Raw genomic sequence first — 20,276 nt, 5'->3', positions numbered from 1 at the left:
TTTATCCGTGTTCATCCGTGGCTAAAAAACTCAGCCTGGCAGACGCCGGATCTTCGCGCCAAGGGTGCCGAGCTTTTCCTCGATGTTCTCGTAGCCGCGATCGATGTGGTAGATCCGGTCGACGACGGTTTCGCCGTGGGCGACGAGGCCCGCCAGCACCAGCGAGGCCGAGGCGCGCAGGTCGGTGGCCATGATCGGGGCGCCGGTCATGCGCTCGACGCCGCGGATGATGGCGGTGTTGCCCTCGACCCGGATGTCGGCGCCCAGCCGCTGCAGCTCGTTGAGGTGCATGAAGCGGTTTTCGAAGATGGTCTCGGTGATCACGCCCACGCCCTCGGCCACCGTGTTGAGCGCCGCGAACTGCGCCTGCATGTCGGTCGGGAACGCCGGGTATGGCGCGGTAGTGAGGTTGATCGCCTTCGGGCGGCGGCCGCGCATGTCGACTTCGATCATGTCGTCGCGGGTGTTGATGTGCGCGCCGGATTCCTCCAGCTTCACCAGGATCGCGTCCATGGTGTCGGCGCGCGCGCGCCGGATGGCGACCTTGCCGCCGGTCATCGCGCCGGCCACCAGGAAAGTGCCGGCCTCGATGCGGTCGGGCAGCACGTCGTAGTGGATGCCGTTGAGGCGATCGACGCCGTGCACGACGATGCGGTTGGTGCCGGCGCCCTCGATCTGCGCGCCCATCGCGATCAGGCAGTTGGCCAGGTCGACGACCTCGGGCTCCTGCGCGCAGTTCTCCAGCACCGTGGTGCCCTTGGCCAGCGCGGCGGCCATCAGCACGTTCTCGGTGCCGGTGACGGTGATCATGTCGAACACGTAGCGGCCGCCGCGCAGGCGCTCGGCCCGGGCCTTGATGAAGCCATTCTCGACCGTGACCTCGGCGCCCAGCGCCTGCAGGCCACGGATGTGCTGCTCGACCGGGCGCGAGCCGATGGCGCAGCCGCCGGGCAGCGACACTTCGGCGTGGCCGAAGCGGGCCAGCAGCGGACCCAGCACCAGGATCGAGGCGCGCATGGTCTTCACCAGCTCGTACGGCGCCACGGTGGAGGTGATGAAGCGCGGGTCGGCGGTGATGGTCAGCTTCTCGTCCACCATCAGCTGCACGCCCATCGCGCCCAGCAGCTCCATGGTGGTGGTGACGTCGTGCAGGTGGGGGACGTTGCCGATCGAGATCGGGCCGTCGGCCAGCAGCGTCGCGGCCAGGATCGGCAGCACCGCGTTCTTGGCGCCGGAAATCTGGACTTCGCCGTTCAGCGGCTCGCCGCCCGTAATCACAATCTTCGCCATGGGCTTATCGGTCTTCTTCTGGAGTCAGGGTGCGCAGCGCCAGGGCGTGGATCTCGCCGCCCATGCGTTCGCCCAGGGTGGCGTAGACCAGGCGGTGGCGGGCCAGCGGCAGCTTGCCGCGGAAGGCTTCGCTGACCACGGTGGCCTCGAAATGCACGCCGTCGTCGCCGGTGACGCGGGCTTGGGCGCCGGGCAGGCCGGTTTCGATCAGGTTCTGGATGATGTCGGGGGTCATGGCGGACGGGGGCGCGGCTGGCGCGCAGGCCTTACAATGAGGCCCCGCATCATACCCCCAACACCCCCTGCATGAACGATCCCGCCCAGGCCCCGAAGGTCCACGACGACGCCCTGGTCGCCTCGGGCCGCACCGTCATCGCCGTCGAGGCCCAGGCCCTGGCCGCCCTGCAGGCAAGGATCGGGGCCGAGTTCGCCGCCGCCTGCCGGCTGATGCTGGCCTGCCGGGGCCGGGTGGTCTGCACCGGCATGGGCAAGTCCGGGCACATCGCCAAGAAGATCGCGGCCACCCTGGCCTCCACCGGCACCCCGGCCTTCTTCATGCACCCGGGCGAGGCCAGCCACGGCGACCTGGGCATGGTGACCGACGCCGACCTGGTGCTGGCCCTGTCCAACTCCGGCGAGTCCGACGAGATCCTGGCCATCGTCCCGGCGCTCAAGCGCCAGGGCAACGTGATGGTCAGCATGACCGGCCGGCCGGACTCGAGCCTGGGCCGCCTGGCCGACGTCCACCTCGACGCCAGCGTCCCGGCCGAAGCCTGCCCGCTGGGCCTGGCGCCCACGTCCAGCACCACCGCGGCCCTGGTCCTGGGCGATGCGCTGGCGGTGGCCCTGCTCGAGGCGCGCGGCTTCACCGCCGAGGACTTCGCCCGCTCGCACCCGGCCGGCAGCCTGGGCCGCAAGCTGCTGCTGCACATCCGCGACATCATGCACACCGGCGACGCGGTGCCGACCGTGCCGGCCGACGCCAGCACCACCACCGCCCTGCTCGAGATGACCCGCAAGCGCCTGGGCATGACCGCCGTGGTCGATGCCGACGGCGTGCTGCAGGGCGTGTTCACCGATGGCGACCTGCGCCGCGCGCTCGACGACGAGCACACCGACCTGCACGCCACCCCGGTGTCGAAGCTGATGGGCCGCGCGCCCAAGACCATCGGCGCGGACGCGCTGGCGGTCGAGGCGGCGCACCTGATGGAGGAGTTCAAGATCAGTTCGCTGGTGGTGGTCGATGCCCGGCGACGCGTGGTCGGCGCCCTGAACATTCATGACCTGTTGCGCGCCCGCGTGGTCTGATCCGGCGATGATCCTCTCCCCCAGCGACCTCCGCGCCCGCGCCGCCGGCATCCGCCTGGCCTGCTTCGACGTCGACGGCACGCTCACCGACGGCCGCCTGGTCTATGACGCCGCCGGCAACGAATCCAAGGCTTTCCACGTGCTCGACGGCCAGGGCCTGCGCCTGCTGGAGGACCACGGCATCACCGTGGCCCTGGTCACCGCGCGGGAAAGCGCCGCCGTGCTGGCCCGCGCCCGCGACCTGCGCATCGCCCACGTGCACACCGGCGTGAAGGACAAGTCCGCCACCCTGCGCATGCTCTGCGCGCAGCTGGGCGTGGGCGCCGCCGAGACCGCGCACATGGGCGACGACCTGCCCGACCTGCCGGCGCTGGCGCTGGCCGGCCTGGCTGCGGCCCCGGCCAACGCCCACCCCTGGGTAGCCGAACGCGTGCACCTGGTCACCCGCGCCCGCGGCGGCGAAGGCGCCGTGCGCGAACTGTGCGACCTGCTGCTCGAGGCCCGCGGCCTGCGCGCGGCGGTGCTCGCCCGCTTCGGCGTCGAATGAGCCGGGCCTGGCTCAACGGCGTGCTGGGCGTGCTGGCCGTGGTGCTGGTCAGCGTGGCCGTGTGGCAATGGAACCAGCAGCAGGTGCCGCCGGTGCAGGCGCCCCAGCGCTCGGACTACATCCTGCGCGACTACGAGCTGACCACCCTCGACCAGGCAGGCCGCGAGTCCTTCACGGTGCGCGGCCCCTACCTGCAGCGCGACGTTGGCGGCAAGAGCCTGAGCCTGGTCGAACCCCGCTTCTCCTTCCCGGCCGCCCAGGGCGGCCGCTGGCAGGCGCGGTCCGAGGCGGCCTGGGTCAGCCCGGACGCCGACCAGGTGCACCTGCTGCGCGCGGTCGAAATGGTGGGCCCGCCCTCGGAGACCGGCCAGCGCGTGCGCTTCGCCACCGAGCGCCTGCGGGTGCTGCCGGACGTGGACCGGGCCGACGCCGCCGGGCAAGTGACCGTCACCCACGGCGACTCTATACTCGTGGGCACCGGCCTGGACGTCGACATGCCGTCCAAGCGTTTCCAGCTGCAGAACGACGTCAAAGGACACTATGCGCCCCGCCGCAACTAGCCTGCTGATCCTCTGCCTGGCCGCCACCGGCCCGGCCCTGGCCAAGTCCACGGACCGCAGCCAGCCGATGGACATCGACGCCGATCGCACCGATGCGCTGATGGGCGACGACGCCGTATCCACGCTCGAAGGCAACGTGAAGATCCGCCAGGGCAGCCTGGAGGTCGACGCCGACCGCGCCGAAGTGCACCGCCGCGGCGGCGAGATCGACCGGATCGTACTCACCGGTTCACCCGCACGCCTGCGCCAGGTGTCCGACACGGGCGAACCCATGGACGCCCGGGCACGCCAGGTCGTCTACACGCTCACCAGCGACGTGATGGTGCTCACCGGCGGCGTCGTGATCGAGCAGCCACGCGGCAACCTGCGCGGCGAGACCATCAAGTACGACCTCGCCACCGGCCGCCTCGACGGCGGTGGCGACGGCCAGCGCGTGTCCCTCCGCATCCTGCCCAAGACCGCGCCGGCCAACTGATGCTGACCGCGGCGGGGCTGGCCAAGAGCTACAAGTCGCGCCAGGTCGTGCACGACTTCGGGCTGTCGCTGCGCCCGGGCGAAGTGGTGGGCCTGCTGGGCCCGAACGGCGCCGGCAAGACCACCTGCTTCTACATGATCGTCGGCCTGGTCGCGACCGACACCGGCCAGATCCTGCTCGACGGCAAGGACATCACCGCCCTGCCCATGCACGAACGCGCCCGCCGCGGCCTCGGCTACCTGCCGCAGGAAGCCTCGGTGTTCCGCAAGCTCACCGTGGCCGACAACATCCGCGCCGTGCTGGAACTGCGGCCCGGGCTCGACGCCCGGGCCCGCGACCGCGAGCTGGCGGCCCTGCTCGAAGAGCTGCAGATCACCCACGTCGCCACCCAGCCGGGCGCCAGCCTGTCGGGCGGCGAGCGGCGCCGGGTCGAGATCGCGCGCGCCCTGGCGGCCGCGCCGCGCTTCATGCTGCTCGACGAACCCTTCGCCGGCGTCGACCCGATCTCGGTCGGCGAGATCCAGAAGATCGTCCGCCACCTCAAGCAGCGCGGCATCGGCGTGCTCATCACCGACCACAACGTGCGCGAGACCTTGGGCATTTGCGACCGGGCGTATATCCTCAATGCCGGCCGGGTACTCGCCCAGGGTTCGCCCGATGAGGTCCTGGCCAATGCCGACGTGCGTCGGGTCTACCTGGGCGACTCCTTCCGCCTCTGAGGCCGGCCGCGCGCGGTCCCCCCGCGGAGCGCCATGAAGCCCACCCTCCAGACCCGGCTCGGCCAGCAGCTATCCCTGACGCCCCAGTTGCGCCAGGCGATCCGGCTGCTGCAGCTCTCGGCGATGGAGCTCGAGGCCGAGCTCAACCAGGCGCTGGAATCGAACCCGCTGCTCGAGCGTGAAGAAGACGCCGAGCCGGCCTTCACGCCGCCCGACGGCGACAAGCCCGCCGACGCGCCCTCGGGCGAGGACGCCGGCGACAACCCCGACAGCGGCGACTTCGACCCGGGCGAACAGCCCGACTGGTTCGACCCCAGCGCCGGCGGCAGCGAGCGCCGCGGCAACGGCGACGACGACACCGATGAATTCACCGCCGCCGCGCCCATCGACCTGCACGACCACCTGCTCTGGCAGCTGCAGCTGAGCCACCTGGGCCCGCGCGACATCGCCATCGGCCAGGCCGTGGTCGAAGCCATCAACGACGACGGCTACCTGGAGGGCCCGCTGGCCGACATCCAGGCCGCCCTGCTGCCCGAGATCAAGGCCACCGAGGCCGAGATCGAGACCGTGCTGCACATCGTCCAGCACTTCGACCCGGTGGGCGCCGGCGCCCGCAGCCTGTCCGAGTGCCTGTGCGTGCAGCTGCGCATGCTCAGCGACGACACCCCGGGCCTGGCCCTGGCCCGCGAGGTCTGCGGCCGGCACCTGGACGCGCTGGCCAAGCTGGGCGCCGCCCGGCTGGCGGCCCAGCTGCACCAGCCGGCCGAAGCCATGGACCAGGCCGTGGCCCTGCTGCGCTCGCTCGATCCCAAGCCGGGCGCCCGGATCGGCGCCGGCGAGGCGGAGTACATCGCCCCGGACGTCATCGCCTACCGCCAGGGCGGCGTCTGGAAAGTGGCCCTGGCCCCCGGCAGCCAGCCCCGGCTGGGCATCAACCGCCACTACGAGCGCCTGATCGGCAAGGCCAGCCGCGAGGACGACAGCTACCTGCGCGGCCAGCTGCAGGAGGCCCGCTGGCTGATCAAGAGCCTGGAAACCCGGGCCGACACCCTGACCCGGGTCGCCAAGGCCATCGTCCGCCAGCAGAGCGGCTTCCTGGACCACGGCAGCGTGGCCATGCGCCCGCTGACCCTGCGCGAGGTGGCCGAGGAGCTGGGCCTGCACGAGTCGACGATTTCACGCGCCACCACCCGCAAGTACCTGCGCACCCCCCGGGGCACCTTCGAGTTCAAGCACTTCTTCAGCTCCGGCATCGCCACCGAGCACGGCGGCGCGGCCTCGGCCACGGCCATCCAGGCCATGCTGCGCAAGCTGATCGAGGCCGAGAACCCCCGCGCGCCCCTGTCCGACCAGCGCCTGGCCGAGATCCTCAAGGGCGAGGGCATCCCCGTGGCCCGGCGAACCGTGGCAAAATACCGCGAAGCGATGAACATCTCCGCCTCCAACGAACGGCAGCGCCTGGCCTGAGGCCCCCTCCGATGGTGCATGCCCGTCCACGCCGCCGCGGCGAAAAGTTCCCCACCCCTTTTGACATCGGTCACGGCGCGTTGCCCGTGGCCATGTTTTGCTGTCCGTGACACCCACAGGAGGATCGTGATCATGCGGATCGACATCAGCGGCCACCAGATCGACGTCACCCCCGCCCTGCGCGACTACGTGCAGGACAAGCTGGCGCGCGTCGCGCGCCACTTCGACCATCACCTCGACGTCCGGGTCATCCTTTCGGTCGACAAGCTCGACCAGAAGGCCGAGGCCACGCTCTCGACGCCGGGCAAGACCCTGCACGCCGAGGCCGTCGCGCCCGACATGTACGCCGCCATCGACCTGCTCGCCGACAAGCTCGACCGCCTGGTGATCAAGCAGAAAGAGAAGATGACCGACCACCACCGCGGCGAGTCCGCCGCCCGCTCGGACAGCTTCGGCTGACATCGCCATGCACCTGCTGGACCTGCTCTCCCCGGCCCGCGTCAAGGCCAACGTCACCACCAGCGGCAAGAAGCGCCTGCTGGAACAACTCTCGGCGCTGCTGGCCAATGGCGCCGACGGGGAGAGCGAACGCGGCATCTACGACGGCCTGTGCGGCCGTGAACGACTCGGCAGCACCGGCCTGGGGCACGGCGTGGCGATCCCGCACGGACGCAGCGCCCGCCTGGCCAATGCCACCGGCACCTTCCTGCGGCTGGCCGAACCGGTGGACTTCAACGCCCCGGACGGCCAGCCGGTGGACCTGGTGTTCGCGCTGGTGGTGCCCGAGCATTTCGCCACGCAGCACCTGATGCTGCTGGCCAACCTGGCCGAGATGTTCGGCGACGGCGACTTCCGCCAGCGCCTGCGCCAGGCCCCGGATTCGGCCGCGCTGTACGCGCTGCTGTCGGAGTGGCAGGCCGCGCACCCGGCGGCCGCCTGACATGGCCGACCGCCTGCGCGCCCGCGAGCTGTTCGACGAACTGGGCGAGCGGCTGGAGCTGCGCTGGCAGGCCGGCCAGCGCGGCGAGACGCGGGTGATCGAACGCGGCGAGCACCTCTCGCGGCGGCCGTCGCTGGCCGGCTACCTCAACGTCATCCACCCCAACAAGGTGCAGATCATCGGCTCGGCCGAGCTGGCCTGGCTCGACGGCCTGGACGCGCGCAACCGCTGGGAAGTGCTGCAGAAGATCATGGACGCGCGGCCGCTGGCGATGGTCATCACCCAGAACCAGACCTGCCCCACCGACCTGCGCGACGCGGCCGAGGAATCCGACACCCCGCTGTGGTCGTCGCCGCGCCGCGGCTACGAGCTGCTCAACCTGCTGCAGTACCACCTGGCGCGCGCGCTGGCGCCGCGGGTGACGCTGCACGGCGTGTTCATGGAGATCTATTCGATCGGCGTGCTGATCACGGGCGATTCGGGGCTGGGCAAGAGCGAGCTGGCGCTGGAACTGGTCAGCCGCGGCCATCGCCTGGTCGCCGACGATGCGCCCGAGTTCACCCAGATCGCGCCCGACGTGCTCGACGGCACCTGCCCCGACCTGCTGCAGGACCTGCTGGAAGTGCGCGGCCTGGGCGTGATGAACATCCGCCAGATGTTCGGCGACACCGCGGTGAAGAAGAACAAGTACCTGCGCCTGGTCGTGCACCTGGTGCGCGCCCAGGACCCGTCGGCCGAGGCCATGGCGCGCATCACCGGCGAATCCACCAGCCGCAAGGTGCTGGACCTGGAGGTGCCGGTGGTGGAACTGCCGGTCGCCGCCGGCCGCAACCTGGCCGTGCTGGCCGAGGCCGCCGTGCGCCTGCACCTGCTGCGCAGCAAGGGCATGGATCCGGCCGCGGCCTTCCTGGCCCGGCACAGCGAATTCCTGATGCAGGGCGGCACGCCGTGAGCGACGCGACGCGCCCCCTGCTGATCGTGGTCAGCGGCATGTCCGGCTCGGGCAAGTCGGTGGCGCTCAACACGCTCGAGGACCTCGACTTCTTCTGCACCGACAACCTGCCGGCCGAGCTGCTGCCGCGCTTCGTGCGCTCGGTGGCCAGCGACAACCGCGGCCGGCACCGGCTGGCGGTGGGCATCGACGTGCGCAACCGCTCGCCCGACCTCACCCGCATCCCGGAGTGGCTGTCGGAGGTGGGCGACCTGGGCTTCGACCACAAGCTGGTGTATTTCGACACCCGCGACGAGGTGCTGCTCAAGCGCTATTCCGACACCCGCCGCAAGCATCCGCTGAGCCACGACGGGCTGCCGCTGGCCGACGCCATCCAGCTCGAGCGCAAGCGCATGCGGCCGCTGCAGGCCATCGCCGACCTGGTGATGGACACCTCGGAAATGAACGTGCACCAGATGCGCCGGCAGGTGATCACCGCGCTGGGCGTCGGTGCGCACCAGGGGCTGTCGCTGCTGTTCGAGTCGTTCGCCTACAAGCGCGGGCTGCCGGCCGACGCCGACTTCGTGTTCGATGCGCGCGCCCTGCCCAATCCGCACTGGGACGCCCGGCTGCGGCCGCTTTCGGGCCGCGACGCGGCGGTGCGCGAACACCTGGACCGGGACGCGCTGGTACAGGAGTTCCGCAGCCAGGTCACGACCTTCCTGGACGCCTGGGTGCCGCGCTTCGAGGCCGAGACCCGCAGCTATCTCACCGTCGCATTCGGCTGCACCGGCGGGCGGCATCGCTCGGTCTACCTGGCGGAGTCGCTCGCCCGGCACTACCGCGACCTGGGGCGCGAGGGTGTGGTGACCTTCCACCGGGAACTCGAGTAGGCCTGCGGTTCGGCGTGCTTGGGGGAAAGGGCTTTTTGACGCGGATAAGAGCGGATAAACACGGATAGGGGCGGATAGGGCAAAAGCTTGGGATGGGGCCGCGGCGCTTCCCACTTTTATGGCTTTATCGGCTCTGATCCGTGTTCATCGGCTTTGATCCGTGTTCAAAAGCATTTGATTTCTTTGCCACCCACCGCTCTGGTAATGTTCAAGCATGTCCGTGGGAATCCTGATCGTCAGCCATGAAGGGGTCGGCAGTCCGTTGCTGGGCGCCGCGCGGCGCCTCGTGGGCGCGCTGCCGCTGGCGGTGGAGGCCTTCGACGTGCCGTGGGACGCGGATGCCGACGGCGTGCTGCCGGAGGCCAGCGCCGCGCTGCGCAAGGTCGATGGCGGCGACGGCGTGCTGCTGATGGTGGATCTGTACGGCGCCACGCCCGCGCGCGTGGCGGAACGGCTTTCCCGGCTGGGCACGCCCTGCCACCGCATCAGCGGCCTGTCGCTGCCGATGCTGCTGCGGGCGCTGAACTACCCGGAACAAGCCCTGGACGACCTGGCGCGCACGGCCGCTGCCGGCGCCCGCAACGGCGTGGTGATCGACGATGCTTGAACGCGAACTCAAGGTTGGCAATCGCCTCGGCCTGCACGCACGCGCCGCGGCCAAGCTGGTGCAGGTGCTTTCGGGCTTCGGCTGCCAGGCCACGCTGACCGGCCGCGGTCGCGAGGTCAACGCCAAGTCGATCATGGGCGTGCTGCTGCTGGCCGCCGCACCCGGCGCCGTCCTGGTGCTGCGGGTGGACGGCGAGGACGAGGCGGCGGCGATGGACGCGGCCGCGGCGCTGTTCGAGCGCCGGTTCGACGAGGACGACTGATGCGCCGCGCCCTGCGCGGCCAGCCCGCGGCCCGGGGCATCGCCCTGGGGCGGGTCCGCGTCCGGCACCCGCAGGCACTGGCGGTCGAAGAACAGCGCATCACCGCCGAACAGGTTCCCGATGAAATCCTGCGCCTGCACCGCGCCCTGGACACCGCGCGCGCCGAACTGCACGGCCTGCGCGAGCGGCTGCACGGCGCGCTGGCCCAGGAGGTCGGCGAGTTCCTCGACCTGCACGCCATGATCCTGGACGACCCCGAGCTGCTGCACGGCCTGGACGACCTGGTCAGCACCGGCCGCTATTCCGCCGACTACGCCCTGAAGCTGCAGCGCGACCGCCTGGCTGCGGTGTTCGAGGGCATGCACGACGACTATTTCCGCAGCCGGCGCGAGGACCTCGACCACGTGATCGGCCGCGTCCACGCCGCGCTGCAGCGGCGCTCGGACGACACCACCGCCGGGCTGTCGGGCGAGATCCTGGTCTGCGACGCGGTCGCACCGCAGGAGTTGGCCGAACTGCAGGCCCAGGGCGTGGTCGCCGTGGTCGCGGCCACCGGCAGCCCGCTGTCGCACAGCGCCATCCTCGCCCGCAGCCTGCACCTGCCGCTGGTGCTGGGCGGCGGCGAATTGCTGGCGGTGGCCAACGACGGCAATGCGCTGATGGTTGACGGCGGCACCGGCGAACTGGTGCTAGAGCCCGGCCCCGCCGACCTCAAGCGCTACCACCGCCGCGTAGCCGAGCTCGGCAAGGAGCAGGCCCAGCTCACGCGCCTGCGGCGCCAGCCCACGCGCACCCAGGACGGCATCGGCATCCGCCTCTACGCCAACGCCGAGTCACGCGAGGACGTGGCCGAGGCGCACGCGCTGGGCGCCGACGGCATCGGCCTGTACCGCACCGAATTCCTGTTCCTGCAGCGCCGCGAACTGCCCACCGAGGACGAGCAGTTCCTGGCCTACCGCGACCTGGTGCTGGGCATGGCCGGCCGCGTGGTGACCATCCGTACGCTCGACCTGGGCGCTGACAAGGCCGACCACAGCGGCCTGGCCCTGCGCAGCGAGCCGAACCCGGCGCTGGGCCTGCGCGGCGTGCGGCTGTCGCTGGCGCACGAGGCGCTGTTCCTGACCCAGCTGCGCGCCATCCTGCGCGCCTCGGCCTACGGCCCGGTGCGGGTGCTGGTGCCGATGATCTGCGGCCGCGAGGAGATGCTGGCCGTGGTCGCCCTGCTGGACGCGGCGCGCGCCGCGCTGCTGGCCGAAGGCACGCCCACCGGCCCCTCGGTCGAACTGGGCGCGATGATCGAAGTGCCGGCCGCGGCCCTGGGCCTGCCGGACTTCGTGGACCTGGTCGACTTCGTGTCGGTCGGCACCAACGACCTGGTGCAGTACCTGCTGGCGGTCGACCGCAACCATGAGTCCCTGGGCTCGCTGTACACGCCGCGGCATCCGGCGATGCTGCGGCTGCTCGCCGAGCTGTTCGCCTACGGCCGCCGCAACGGCATCCCGGTGGCGGTCTGCGGCGAAATGGCCGGCGAAGCCGCCAACGTGCCCTTGCTGCTGGCGCTGGGCCTGCGCGAGTTCAGCCTGCATCCCTCGACCCTGCTGGAAGTACGCCGCGCCATCCGCGACGCCGACCACGCCAGCCTCCGCCGCCGCGCGCAATCGCTGCTCCGGGCGCATGACCGGGCGGCGATCGAGAAGTGGCTCGCGAGGTGAGGGGAAGAGCGGTTTTAACACGGATAAGAGCGGATAAAAGACGATAAACACGGATAGGGCAAAAGCAAACTCAATGGGTTTTCGCCGGGCGTGCGGGCTCGCGTCGAACCCCTCCCGCTCCTGCTTTATCCGTGTTTATCGTCTTTTATCCGCTCTTATCCGTGTTAAAAAGCGTTGCTTTTAAAAGACGAACCCCGTCACGAGGACGGGGTTCGGGGCAAGCCGGTCGGTGCGGGAAGCGTCAGTCGCCGAACTTTTCGTCGAAGAACGATTCCATGGCGGCATAGGCGCGCTTGGCGGCCAGGGGCTGGTACTGGCAGCCCGGGCTGTTGGCGTCGGCTTCGGCGAAGCAGTGCACGGCGCCGGCATAGTTCACGAACTGCCAGTCGGCCTTGGCGGCGGTCATTTCCTGCTGGAAGGTGGCGATCTGCTCGGCCGGGACGTAGCCGTCGTCGGCGCCGTTGAGCACCAGCAGGCTGGCCTTGACGTCGCCCGGCTGCGCCGGGATCGAGGTCGAGAGGTTGCCGTGGAAGCTGACCACGCCGGCCACGTCGGCGCCGCTGCGGGCCAGGTCCAGCACCACCGCGCCGCCGAAGCAGAAGCCGATGCCGCCGAGCTGGGCCGCGTCCAGCGGGGTCTTGGCCGACGAGCCCTTGAGCACGTCGAGCGCGGCGTTGATGCGGCCGCGCAGGGCCTCGCGGTCGGCGTAGACGGCACCGGCGGCCTTGCCGGCCTCGTCGGCGTTGGCCGGGCGCACGCCGCGGCCGTACATGTCCACCAGCAGGATCACGTAGTCGTCGGCGGCCAGCTGCTTGGCCTTCTCGACCGCGGCGTCGGTGACGCCCATCCAGTTGGGCACCATCACCAGGCCGGGACGGCGGTCGTCCTCGTCGGCGTCGTAGACCAGGTAGCCGTCGAAGGTGGTGCCGCCGTGGGTCCAGCTGACCGGTTCGGCGACGGGCTTGGCGACGGCGGTGCTGCCGAGGGCCAGCAGGGCAAGGGCAATCAGGGCGCGCATGGGATGTCCTCCGGGGAAAGTGACGGAATGATAGTCCCGGCACCGGTCCGTGGGGTCAGCGCCGCGTGAGCGTCAGGCCACGCCCAGGCCCGGGATGGCGCTGATCTGTTCGGGGTCGAAGCCGGCGGCCTTGGCGAAGTGGCGGCCGCGGGCGACGTAGTCCAGGTAGCGCGGGAAGCTGGGCGCACCGGGCGAGAGCAGCAGCACGCCGTCGGTGCCCAGGGCCTGCAGGCCCAGCTTCACCGCCTCCTCCATCTCGCCGGCCTCGGCCAGCACCATGCGATCGCCCAGCGCCAGCGTGCGCAGCTTCTCGTAAACCCGCGGACCGTTCTGGCCCATCGTGATCACCGCCGCCACCGGCTCGGCGGCGATGCGTTCGACGAACACGCCCCAGTCGAGGCCGCGGTCGTAGCCGCCGACCAGGATCGCCACGCGCCGGCCGCGGAAGCAGTCGAGCGCCGCGATGGACGCATGCGGCGTGGTCGCGATCGAATCGTTCACCGCCTCCACCCCGTTGCGCGTGCCCAGGGTCTGCAGGCGATGCGGCAGCGGCCGGAAGCCGAGCGCCGCGGCCGCCAGCGCCACCGCATCCAGCCCCAGCGCCTCGATCGCCGCCAGCGCGGCGCAAAGGTTCAGGCGATTGTGGCGACCGGGCAGCGGCAGGCTGCGGGCGTCGAGCACCGCGCGCTCGCCGCGGTAGACGCTGCCTTCGCGCAGGTGCCAGCCGTCGCCGTGGTTGAACCAGAGCACGCGCGTGGTCGGCGGCACCTCCAGCTCGACCAGGTGCGGGTCGGCGGCGTTGAACACCGCCACGCGCGGCGCCGCCCGGGTCACCAGCGCCAGCTTGTCGGCGTAGTAGCGCGCCTCGCTGCCGTGCCAGTCCAGGTGTTCCGGGAACAGGTTGAGCACCACCGCGACGTCGATCGCGCCGGCTTCGCCGGTCTGGTAGCTCGAGAGTTCGATCGCCCACACGTCCGGCGGTGGCTGCACGTCCAGCAGCTCCAGCAGCGGCAGGCCGATGTTGCCGGCCAGGGCCGTGCGTTGGCCGGCGGCGCGCAGCAGGTGCGCGATCATCGCCGTGGTGGTGGACTTGCCCTTGGTGCCGGTGACCGCCACCCGCTTGCCGGACACCGGCTCGGCGAACCACAGCCCGCTGCCGCCGATGAAGCGCACCCCGCGCAGCGCGGCATCGGCCGCGGGCGAGGCGTAGGGGCTGATGCCCGGCGACTTGATGACGATCTCGTGCTCGCACAGCGCATCGGCATCGACCGCGATCTCGATCCGCAGCGCGGGGTCCTGCATCTCGCGCAGCGGCTCGGCCTCGTCGGGCGAGCAGAACACGGTCACCGGCTGGCGCGGCAGCCGCCAGCGCAGCGCGGCCAGCGCCGCCCGGCCTTCGCGGCCATAGCCCCAGATCGCGACCCGCTTGCCCTCAAGCTCCGAAATACGCACGCAGCGGCCCCCACAGCTCGCCTGGAATGCCGTGATCATCCGAGGCTTCGAGCAGCGGCGCCAGTCCCCGCGCCTCGGGCGCCAGCTGCGGCCGGATCTCGCGGGCGTAGCGCTTGACCAGCGCGTCCTCGCGCCAGGCCGGGCTGTCGGCCAGGGCGTCCATCGCGGCGCGCGACTCGCGGCCCTCGCCCACGCACTCGAAGGGCTTGTGGTCGCGGAACTCCAGCAGCGCGTCGTAGCCCGGCGCCTGCTCGGGCTCGTCGAGCAGGTTGCGGCCGAAGATGGTCATCAGCCGCGGCTTGGGCATGAACGGCGCCAACGCCAGGAACACGAAGTGGCACTTCGGGCAGACGCCGCACCAGCGCTGCGCCGGGCGCTCGCCCAGGATATGGAAATTGCGGTTGCAGCTCGAGAAATGCTGGTCGTAGCGGTCGAGCCGGGCGAACTGCCGCGCCACCGCCAGCTCCGAGAACGGCCGCAGCAGCGAGTAGTAGTGCAGGTCGGAGGCGACGTGGCCGCGCAGGTGGGCGGCGAAGTCGCGCTCGAAGTCCCAGCCCTTCGACCACTGGTGGTTGACCTCGTCGGTGACGGTGCCGTCCTCGGCGACGATGCGGCTGCCGTAGCTGGCCGAGCGCTCGTTCGAGAACACCACCTGGTCGTGGCCGTGCAGCAGCGCGGCCAGCGCCAGGATGGCGGAATTGACCGCGGTCACCGGGATGTGGCCGTTCAGCGCGCCCTGGCGGTTGAGCTCGAACAGCCGCGGCGACAGCGTGCGGCCGATGTTGAGCAGCGCCAGCCCGGTGCGCTCGGCGCAGGCGCGGATCAGCGGCGAACTGCCGATCCAGCACACGGTCTGGTCGACCCCCAGCGCCCGCAGCGCCTCGATCGACACCAGCGAGTCCTTGCCGCCGCCAATGGCGACGATGGCGTGGCGCTTCAGGCCAACCGCCGGCGGTTCCCCCTGTAGGAGCGCCTTCAGGCGCGAAGCTTTTCGGCGAAGAGCCTTCGCGCCTGAAGGCGCTCCTACAGGGGATACGGGGGATACGGGGAAGTGGATCTTGCCGCGCAAGTGCAGGCCGTTGCGGTAGGCGAACTCGCCCAGGCCGTTCTCGTAGACCGAGGTCAGCAGCGCCGCCGTGTTGGCGTCGATGCCCTCGCCTTCGATCTCGATCCGCGGCGGCACGGCGGCCTTGTAATAGCTGACGCCGGCGATGAGGTGCAGCAGCCGCAGCGCGCGCTGCACGGCGGCGGCGCGCGCGGCATCAAGCGCGAACGGCGCGCCGGGGATGGTGATCACTTCCTCCATCACCGGGCCGTCGTCGAAGGCGTAGCCCAGCCTTGCCTCGCCCGTGGCCGGGTCGAAACGACAGTCGGTGAAGCGGAACGCGCGCACGGCGCGGGGGTCGAACTCAGTCATCGATCACATCCTCCTGCGGCAGTTCGCGCAGGTTGTAGCGGTTGGCCATCACGGCACCGTAGGCGCCGGCGTGGCCGACCAGCAGCACGTCGCCCTCGGCGGTGGCCTCGGGCAGGCGGCGCTGGCGGCCGATCACGTCGCCGGTCTCGCAGATCGGGCCGACGATCTCGCTGGCTTCGCCGGCGGGGTCGTCGAGCCGCGTCAGGTTCACGATCTCGTGCCAGGCGTTGTACAGCGCCGGGCGCAGCAGGGCATTCATGCCGCCGTCGGCGCCGATCCGGCGCAGGCCCTGCTTGCGCGTCACCTGGGTGACGCCCAGCAGCAGCACGCCGCATTCGGCGACCAGGTAGCGGCCGGGTTCAACCCACAGCGCGTAGTGCGGATAAGCGGCCTTCACCTCGGCCAGCGCCGCGGCATAGGCCGCGACGTCGAAGGGTTCGGCCTCCGGATCGTAGGCCACGCCCAGGCCGCCGCCGACGTCGATGAAACCGACCGTGCCGATGCCTTCGGCCAGCGCCGCCAGCTGCGCGTACACGGTGTGCCAGTGGCGCGCGTCGTGGATGCCGCTGCCGATGTGCGCGTGCAGGCCGGTGATGCGGGCGCCGGCGGCGCGCGCAGCCGCCAGGAACTCCGGCAGCGCCTCGGCGGCCAGGCCGAACTTGGCCTCCTTGCCGCCGGTGCGCACCTTCTCGTGGTGGCCGTGGCCGAAGCCCGGATCCAGCCGCAGCACGATGTCGCGGCCCTGGAACAGGTCCGGCCACTGCCGCAGCGGCGTCGCCGAATCGATGGTGACGTGCACGCCCCGCGCCAGTGCGGCGGCGTACTCGTCGCGCGGCGCGAAGCTGGGCGTGAACAGCACGCGGTCCGGCGCCAGGGTCGGCAGCACCCGGTACAGATGCTCCAGCTCGCCGCGCGAGACGCACTCGAAGCCGAAACCCTCGGCCTCCAGCGCCTGCAGCACGGGCGGATGCGGATTGGCCTTGAGCGCGAAGAAGCGGCGGTCGATGGCGGCGACGCCGGCGATCTCGCGGGCGCGCTCGCGCACCGTCGGCAGGTGGTACACGTAGCGCGGCGTACCGGCCTGGGCCTGGTGCAGCAGGCGACCGCGCTGGCGGTGCCACCAGGGCGTGGGCCGCAGCGTCGCCGGCTGGTCGATGCGGCGCCAGCTGGGGCCGAACACCGCCGACTCGTTCACCGGCATCGCGCCCGACTGCGCCAGGAGCGCGTGCAGGCGCGGCAGCATGCCTTCGGCCAGGCCCTCGTCGACGACGAAGGTGAGGTTGAGGTCGTTCGAGGACTGCGAGATCAGGTGCACGCGCTCGCGCCCGAACTCGGCCCAGACGTCGGACAGCTTGTGCAGCATCGAACGCATGCCGCGGCCGACCAGGGTGATGGCGGCGCAGGGCGCGATCACCTTCACCCGGCACACCTGGGCCAGGTCGGCGCAGAGCGCATCGAGCACGTTGGTGCTGACCAGGTTGTCGCTGGGGTCGAGCGAGACGGTGACGTTGGCCTCGGACGAACCGATCAGGTCGATCGACAGGCCGTGCGCCTTGAAGCGCTCGAACACGTCGGACAGGAAGCCGACCTGCTGCCACATGCCGATGGTTTCCATCGACACCAGCACGATGCCGCGGCGCGAGCTGATCGCCTTGACGCCGGGAAGCGTGGTGGCCGAGGAGTCGATGACGGTGCCGGGCATGTCCGGCCGCTCGGTGTCGCGGATCCACAGCGGCACCCGCGCCTCGCGGCAGGGATGGATGCAGCGCGGGTGCAGCACCTTGGCGCCGGTGGTGGCGATTTCCTGCGCCTCCTCGTAGTCCAGGCGCGACAGCAGGCGGGCATCGGGCACGGCGCGCGGGTTGGCGCTGAACATGCCCGGCACGTCGGTCCAGATCTCGACGCGGCGGGCGCCGAGCAGCGCGCCGAAATACGCGGCCGAGGTGTCGGAGCCGCCGCGGCCCAGGATCGCGGTGCCGCCGTCCGGCGCACGGGCGATGAAGCCCTGGGCGATCCGCAGCGACGGTCCCGCGGCGGCGAAGCGCGCGCGCAGGCCGGCGTCACCGGCGTAATCGCAGCTGGCCGAGAGCCGCTTGGCCCAGTCGGTCTGGTTGGGCAGCGGGCGCGCGTGGATCCAGTCGCGCGAATCGGTCCAGCCCACGTCCAGGCCCTGCGAGCGCAGGTAGGCGACGCCGAGCGTGGACGAGAGCAGTTCGCCCTGGGCCAGCAGCTCGGCCTGCCAGTCGAGGCTGCCGGCGGCGCGCCGCGGGTCGTCGCCCAGCGCGCGCAGCGCGGCCAGCCGCTCACCCAGCGCCTGCACCGGATCCAGGCCCAGCTCGACGCAGAACGCCTCGTGGCGCTGCACCAGCGCCGCGAGGCGGGCCGCGGTGGCGGCGGCATCGGCGTGGCCGTCGCAGATTGCCTGCAGTTCGTTGGTCACGCCCGACACGGCCGAGACCACCACCAGCACGCGCGCGCCCTCGTCCTCGGCCCGGCGTTTCATCAGGCGACCAATGGTGTCCCAGCGATGGCGTCGGGACACGCTGGTGCCTCCGAACTTCAGGACGATCCATTCCGGTGCGTCGGCACCGGCGGCGGGCGCGGTTGGGCTCATGGCTCACGGTTTAAGATGACGGGTCGCGGCGCGCGGGCGCGGCGTGCGCCAGTGTAATCGAAGGCGCCGCCGGCACGCGCCGCCGCACGTCCCCTGCCCCAGAACGGAGCTTCCCCCATGCGCCGCCGTGAATTCCTCCAGCTCGATGTCTTCGCCGACCGGCCCGGGGCCGGCAACCCGCTCGCCGTGGTGCTCGATGCCCGCGACCTCGACACCGAGGCCATGCAGGCGTTCGCGAACTGGACCAACCTGTCCGAGACCACCTTCGTGCTGCCGCCGGTCGAGGCCGGCGCCAGCTACCGCGTGCGCATCTTCACCCCGCGGCAGGAGCTGCCCTTCGCCGGCCACCCCAGCATCGGCACCGCCCACGCCGTGCTCGAGGCCGGGCTGGCGCAGCCGGTGGACGGCCAGCTGGTGCAGGAATGCGCCGCCGGCCTGCTGCCGATGACCGTGTCGGGCACGGGCGCCGGCCGCCGCATCGCCGTGCGCGCGCCGCGCGGCCGGCCGCGGCCGCTGCGGGTGCCCTATGAGAACGCGCTGTCGGCGGCGCTGGCGGACCTGCCGCGCGGCGAGCTGGCGCCGGCGCTGGTCGACAACGGCCCGGCCTGGTGGGTGGTGGAGCTGGCCGACGCCGCCGCGGTGCGGGCGATGGTGCCCGACCTCGCGGCCATCGCCGCGCTGACCGGGCTGACCGGCGCGGTCGGCCTGGCCGTGTTCGGCCGCACGCCCGCCGGCCACGACCACGCGCTGGCGGTGCGCGCCTTCTGCCCGGCCGACGGCATCCCCGAGGACCCGGTCACCGGCAGCGCCAACGCCGCCATCGCGGCCTGGATCCACGACAGCGGTGCGCTGCCGGCGATCGGCAGCCGCTACCGGGTCAGCCAGGGCCGCGAGATCGGCCGCGACGGCCGGATCGAGGTCAGCGTCGACAAGGACGGCGAGGCCTGGATCGGCGGCCAGACCCAGACCGTCATCCGCGGCACGCTGGACTGGTAACCTGCACGCCCCCACCCGGGCAGGACGCCCCATGCCGCGCCAGTTCGTACAGCTAGACGTCTTCGCCGCCAAACCCGGCGACGGCAATCCCCTCGCCGTGGTGCTCGACGCCGCCGGCCTCGACGACGCCGCCATGCAGGCGATCGCGCGCTGGACGCGGCTGCCCGAAACCACCTTCGTGCTGCCGCCGTCGACGCCCGGCGCCAGCTACCGGCTGCGCATCTTCAGCCCGCGCCGCGAGGTGCCCTTCGCCGGCCATCCCAGCATCGGCAGCGCGCACGCGGTGCTCGACGCCGGCCTGGCCACGCCGCGCGACGGCCAGCTGGTGCAGGAATGCGCGGTCGGCCTGCTGCCGATCGAGGTGCGTGGCGAAGGCCGCGACCGCCGCCTGGCGGTGCGTGCGCCGAAAGCCCGCGTGCTGGAGATCGGCCAGCCGGACGACCCGCGCCTGTTCTCGGCGCTGGAAGGCTTCACCGCCGGCGCGCTGCCGCCGGTGCTGATGGACGGCGGCCGTCGCTGGTGGCTGGCCGAGCTCAGCGACGAAGCCTCGGTGCGCCGCCTGGTGCCGCGCTGGGAGGCGGTGTCGGCGCTGGCGCGCGACCACGAGGCGATGGGGCTGTGCGTGTTCGCACGCTGCCAGGGCCGCGACTACGACCTGGTGGTGCGCGCGCTGGTCGGCCAGCCCGGCCAGGTCGAGGACGCCGCGTCCGGCGCCGCCAACGCCACCCTGGCCGCGTGGCTGCACGAGCGCCACGCCCTGCCCCGCGCCGACGGCCGCTACGTCGTCAGCCAGGGCCGCGAAGTCGGCCACGACGCGCGGCTGGAGCTGCGCGTGGACGCCGAGGGCGACGTGTGGTCGGGCGGCCAGGTGCAGACCGTGGTGCGCGGCGAGCTCGACTGGGGCTAGTGGTGCTGCCTGTGCGCGCTGGCGCTGGCGCTGGCGCTGCCGCTGACGGCTGACGGCTGATTGCTGACCGCTGATTGCTGACGGCTGATTGCTGATTGTAGGAGCGCCTTCAGGCGCGAATCTTTTCGGCGAAGGGCTTCGCGCCTGAAGGCGCTCCTACA

Annotated in this window: 21 protein-coding genes; 15 read left to right on the top strand and 6 right to left on the bottom strand. The window is 71.6% G+C overall.

Going from position 1 to position 20,276, the window contains the following annotated elements:
• Positions 1-30: 30 nt before the first annotated feature.
• Positions 31-1,290 (bottom strand): UDP-N-acetylglucosamine 1-carboxyvinyltransferase, encoded by a 1,260-nt coding sequence (murA, locus tag VFQ84_RS01675; protein ID WP_325128554.1) that lies wholly within the window; start codon positions 1,288-1,290, stop codon positions 31-33.
• 4 nt (positions 1,291-1,294) lie between these two features.
• On the bottom strand, positions 1,295-1,525 hold the full coding sequence (locus tag VFQ84_RS01670; protein ID WP_325128552.1) for a BolA family protein: 231 nt from the start codon (positions 1,523-1,525) through the stop codon (positions 1,295-1,297).
• Positions 1,526-1,596: 71 nt separating this feature from the next.
• On the opposite strand from VFQ84_RS01670, the gene VFQ84_RS01665 reads away from it, so the two are divergent.
• The 13 genes from VFQ84_RS01665 (at position 1,597) to ptsP (ending at position 11,711) form a co-directional block, all read left to right on the top strand.
• The gene (locus VFQ84_RS01665; RefSeq protein WP_325128550.1) at positions 1,597-2,598 is read left to right on the top strand and encodes a KpsF/GutQ family sugar-phosphate isomerase; all 1,002 of its coding nucleotides are present in this window, start codon (positions 1,597-1,599) and stop codon (positions 2,596-2,598) included.
• Positions 2,599-2,605: 7 nt separating this feature from the next.
• On the top strand, positions 2,606-3,145 hold the full coding sequence (locus VFQ84_RS01660; RefSeq protein ID WP_325128548.1) for a KdsC family phosphatase: 540 nt from the start codon (positions 2,606-2,608) through the stop codon (positions 3,143-3,145).
• Entirely contained in the window at positions 3,142-3,705 is a 564-nt protein-coding gene (gene lptC / locus VFQ84_RS01655) for an LPS export ABC transporter periplasmic protein LptC (protein ID WP_325128547.1), read from the top strand. The genes VFQ84_RS01660 and lptC overlap by 4 nt, the downstream gene beginning before the upstream one ends.
• The gene (gene lptA / locus VFQ84_RS01650) at positions 3,686-4,180 is read left to right on the top strand and encodes a lipopolysaccharide transport periplasmic protein LptA (protein WP_325128545.1); all 495 of its coding nucleotides are present in this window, start codon (positions 3,686-3,688) and stop codon (positions 4,178-4,180) included. The genes lptC and lptA overlap by 20 nt, the downstream gene beginning before the upstream one ends.
• On the top strand, positions 4,180-4,899 hold the full coding sequence (lptB, locus tag VFQ84_RS01645; RefSeq protein ID WP_325128543.1) for an LPS export ABC transporter ATP-binding protein: 720 nt from the start codon (positions 4,180-4,182) through the stop codon (positions 4,897-4,899). The genes lptA and lptB overlap by 1 nt, the downstream gene beginning before the upstream one ends.
• 33 nt (positions 4,900-4,932) lie before the next feature.
• The gene (locus tag VFQ84_RS01640) at positions 4,933-6,366 is read left to right on the top strand and encodes an RNA polymerase factor sigma-54 (RefSeq protein ID WP_325128541.1); all 1,434 of its coding nucleotides are present in this window, start codon (positions 4,933-4,935) and stop codon (positions 6,364-6,366) included.
• A 132-nt stretch (positions 6,367-6,498) separates the two neighbouring features.
• Positions 6,499-6,825, top strand: a complete 327-nt coding sequence (gene hpf / locus VFQ84_RS01635; RefSeq protein ID WP_325128539.1) for a ribosome hibernation-promoting factor, HPF/YfiA family — start codon at positions 6,499-6,501, stop codon at positions 6,823-6,825.
• Between the two features lie 7 nt (positions 6,826-6,832).
• Positions 6,833-7,306, top strand: a complete 474-nt coding sequence (locus tag VFQ84_RS01630; protein WP_325128537.1) for a PTS sugar transporter subunit IIA — start codon at positions 6,833-6,835, stop codon at positions 7,304-7,306.
• Position 7,307: 1 nt separating this feature from the next.
• The gene (hprK, locus tag VFQ84_RS01625; RefSeq protein WP_325128535.1) at positions 7,308-8,258 is read left to right on the top strand and encodes an HPr(Ser) kinase/phosphatase; all 951 of its coding nucleotides are present in this window, start codon (positions 7,308-7,310) and stop codon (positions 8,256-8,258) included.
• 23 nt (positions 8,259-8,281) lie between these two features.
• The gene (gene rapZ / locus VFQ84_RS01620) at positions 8,282-9,130 is read left to right on the top strand and encodes an RNase adapter RapZ (protein ID WP_325128718.1); all 849 of its coding nucleotides are present in this window, start codon (positions 8,282-8,284) and stop codon (positions 9,128-9,130) included.
• Positions 9,131-9,344: 214 nt separating this feature from the next.
• A complete protein-coding gene (locus VFQ84_RS01615; protein ID WP_325128533.1) occupies positions 9,345-9,737 on the top strand; it encodes a PTS sugar transporter subunit IIA in 393 nt (130 codons plus the stop codon).
• Positions 9,730-9,999 carry an HPr family phosphocarrier protein gene (locus VFQ84_RS01610; protein WP_325128530.1) on the top strand — a complete coding sequence of 90 codons (270 nt, stop codon included), beginning with the start codon at positions 9,730-9,732 and terminating at the stop codon, positions 9,997-9,999. Before VFQ84_RS01615 ends, VFQ84_RS01610 begins: the two co-directional genes overlap by 8 nt.
• Positions 9,999-11,711, top strand: a complete 1,713-nt coding sequence (gene ptsP, locus VFQ84_RS01605) for a phosphoenolpyruvate--protein phosphotransferase (protein ID WP_325128528.1) — start codon at positions 9,999-10,001, stop codon at positions 11,709-11,711. Before VFQ84_RS01610 ends, ptsP begins: the two co-directional genes overlap by 1 nt.
• Before the next feature lie 241 nt (positions 11,712-11,952).
• On the opposite strand, the gene VFQ84_RS01600 is transcribed toward ptsP, so the two are convergent.
• The 4 genes from VFQ84_RS01600 to VFQ84_RS01585 form a co-directional block, all read right to left on the bottom strand.
• Positions 11,953-12,729, bottom strand: a complete 777-nt coding sequence (locus VFQ84_RS01600; protein ID WP_325128526.1) for a dienelactone hydrolase family protein — start codon at positions 12,727-12,729, stop codon at positions 11,953-11,955.
• Between the two features lie 72 nt (positions 12,730-12,801).
• Positions 12,802-14,181 (bottom strand): UDP-N-acetylmuramoyl-L-alanine--D-glutamate ligase, encoded by a 1,380-nt coding sequence (murD, locus tag VFQ84_RS01595; protein WP_325128716.1) that lies wholly within the window; start codon positions 14,179-14,181, stop codon positions 12,802-12,804.
• Positions 14,162-15,598, bottom strand: a complete 1,437-nt coding sequence (gene murL / locus VFQ84_RS01590) for a UDP-N-acetyl-alpha-D-muramoyl-L-alanyl-L-glutamate epimerase (protein ID WP_325128524.1) — start codon at positions 15,596-15,598, stop codon at positions 14,162-14,164. Before murL ends, murD begins: the two co-directional genes overlap by 20 nt.
• Positions 15,591-18,212: a bifunctional aspartate kinase/diaminopimelate decarboxylase gene (locus VFQ84_RS01585; protein ID WP_325128522.1), complete on the bottom strand. Its 2,622-nt coding sequence runs from the start codon at positions 18,210-18,212 to the stop codon at positions 15,591-15,593. The genes murL and VFQ84_RS01585 overlap by 8 nt, the downstream gene beginning before the upstream one ends.
• Positions 18,213-18,329: 117 nt before the next feature.
• Here VFQ84_RS01585 and VFQ84_RS01580 point away from each other — a divergent pair, with 117 nt between their 5' ends.
• Both VFQ84_RS01580 and VFQ84_RS01575 read left to right on the top strand, forming a co-directional pair.
• Complete coding sequence (locus VFQ84_RS01580; RefSeq protein WP_325128520.1) at positions 18,330-19,208, top strand: PhzF family phenazine biosynthesis protein; 879 nt, start codon at positions 18,330-18,332, stop codon at positions 19,206-19,208.
• A gap of 31 nt (positions 19,209-19,239) precedes the next feature.
• Complete coding sequence (locus VFQ84_RS01575; RefSeq protein WP_325128518.1) at positions 19,240-20,115, top strand: PhzF family phenazine biosynthesis protein; 876 nt, start codon at positions 19,240-19,242, stop codon at positions 20,113-20,115.
• Positions 20,116-20,276: the final 161 nt, after the last annotated feature.

The organism is Arenimonas sp. (genome assembly GCF_035721105.1).
Lineage (GTDB): Bacteria > Pseudomonadota > Gammaproteobacteria > Xanthomonadales > Xanthomonadaceae > Arenimonas.
Note: the sequence above shows the minus strand (reverse complement) of the source record. Positions and strands in the feature narration are given on the sequence as shown.

Bases quoted from the DNA above. Each gene is read 5' to 3' on its own strand.
- VFQ84_RS01610 (WP_325128530.1), top strand. From the start codon at position 9,730: ATGCTTGAACGCGAACTCAAGGTTGGCAATCGCCTCGGCCTGCACGCA.
- VFQ84_RS01670 (WP_325128552.1), bottom strand. From the start codon at position 1,525: ATGACCCCCGACATCATCCAGAACCTGATCGAAACCGGCCTGCCCGGC.
- VFQ84_RS01585 (WP_325128522.1), bottom strand. From the start codon at position 18,212: ATGAGCCCAACCGCGCCCGCCGCCGGTGCCGACGCACCGGAATGGATC.
- ptsP (WP_325128528.1), top strand. From the start codon at position 9,999: ATGCGCCGCGCCCTGCGCGGCCAGCCCGCGGCCCGGGGCATCGCCCTG.
- VFQ84_RS01600 (WP_325128526.1), bottom strand. From the start codon at position 12,729: ATGCGCGCCCTGATTGCCCTTGCCCTGCTGGCCCTCGGCAGCACCGCC.
- VFQ84_RS01575 (WP_325128518.1), top strand. From the start codon at position 19,240: ATGCCGCGCCAGTTCGTACAGCTAGACGTCTTCGCCGCCAAACCCGGC.
- VFQ84_RS01615 (WP_325128533.1), top strand. From the start codon at position 9,345: ATGTCCGTGGGAATCCTGATCGTCAGCCATGAAGGGGTCGGCAGTCCG.
- VFQ84_RS01640 (WP_325128541.1), top strand. From the start codon at position 4,933: ATGAAGCCCACCCTCCAGACCCGGCTCGGCCAGCAGCTATCCCTGACG.
- lptA (WP_325128545.1), top strand. From the start codon at position 3,686: ATGCGCCCCGCCGCAACTAGCCTGCTGATCCTCTGCCTGGCCGCCACC.
- hpf (WP_325128539.1), top strand. From the start codon at position 6,499: ATGCGGATCGACATCAGCGGCCACCAGATCGACGTCACCCCCGCCCTG.
- murA (WP_325128554.1), bottom strand. From the start codon at position 1,290: ATGGCGAAGATTGTGATTACGGGCGGCGAGCCGCTGAACGGCGAAGTC.
- VFQ84_RS01660 (WP_325128548.1), top strand. From the start codon at position 2,606: ATGATCCTCTCCCCCAGCGACCTCCGCGCCCGCGCCGCCGGCATCCGC.
- murL (WP_325128524.1), bottom strand. From the start codon at position 15,598: ATGACTGAGTTCGACCCCCGCGCCGTGCGCGCGTTCCGCTTCACCGAC.
- VFQ84_RS01580 (WP_325128520.1), top strand. From the start codon at position 18,330: ATGCGCCGCCGTGAATTCCTCCAGCTCGATGTCTTCGCCGACCGGCCC.
- VFQ84_RS01630 (WP_325128537.1), top strand. From the start codon at position 6,833: ATGCACCTGCTGGACCTGCTCTCCCCGGCCCGCGTCAAGGCCAACGTC.
- lptB (WP_325128543.1), top strand. From the start codon at position 4,180: ATGCTGACCGCGGCGGGGCTGGCCAAGAGCTACAAGTCGCGCCAGGTC.
- VFQ84_RS01665 (WP_325128550.1), top strand. From the start codon at position 1,597: ATGAACGATCCCGCCCAGGCCCCGAAGGTCCACGACGACGCCCTGGTC.
- lptC (WP_325128547.1), top strand. From the start codon at position 3,142: ATGAGCCGGGCCTGGCTCAACGGCGTGCTGGGCGTGCTGGCCGTGGTG.
- hprK (WP_325128535.1), top strand. From the start codon at position 7,308: ATGGCCGACCGCCTGCGCGCCCGCGAGCTGTTCGACGAACTGGGCGAG.